At 29.8% G+C, this 627-nt stretch carries 1 protein-coding gene; it reads right to left on the bottom strand.

The genetic code is table 11. The annotated features are described in order from the left end of the window. A partial coding sequence (locus H9661_RS19355) for an AAA family ATPase (protein ID WP_479927602.1) occupies positions 1 to 627 on the bottom strand: 627 nt, incomplete at both ends.

The following is a 627-nucleotide window of genomic DNA, read 5'->3' as shown; positions in this document are numbered from 1 at the left end:
ATTCTCCAAATCATTCATAGCATCTTTTATTGCTAAATATGCACTATTAGATTTTGGTAATGTAGCTAAATAAATTACTAATTCACTTAATATTATTTGAGCTTCTGGAAGCCCAACTTTAAGGGCTAATTCAATACCAGAATTAACAACAGTCAGGGCACTTGGAAAGGCTAATCCTATATCTTCAGCTACAATTACTGAAATTCTTCTAATAATTGCTGTAAGATTCCCCCCTTTAATTAATCTAGCTAAATAATGCACAGCTGCATCAGGATCGCTCCCCCTAATGCTTTTTTGAAGAGCACTTAAAAGATTGTAATATTCATCCCCTGAAGAATCTGACAACATATGTGATTGTTCTAAACCTTCTACATATTCAACAGTAATATTTATAGTAGAGCTCAATTGTGAATTAATAGCTAGCTCTAAAATATTATATGCTTTTCTATAATCGCCTTGTGATATTTCTGCAATATATGAAACAGCTTCATCTGTATATTTTATATTCAATTCATTATCATTTGCTCTATCAATACTCTTTACTATACCAACCTTTATATCATCTTTGGTTAAAGCTTTAAAATTAAAAATATTACATCTACTAATTATTGCCTTATGTAAAACAAA

Source organism: Clostridium cibarium (assembly GCF_014836335.1).
Taxonomy (GTDB): domain Bacteria; phylum Bacillota; class Clostridia; order Clostridiales; family Clostridiaceae; genus Clostridium; species Clostridium cibarium.
Note: the sequence above shows the minus strand (reverse complement) of the source record. Positions and strands in the feature narration are given on the sequence as shown.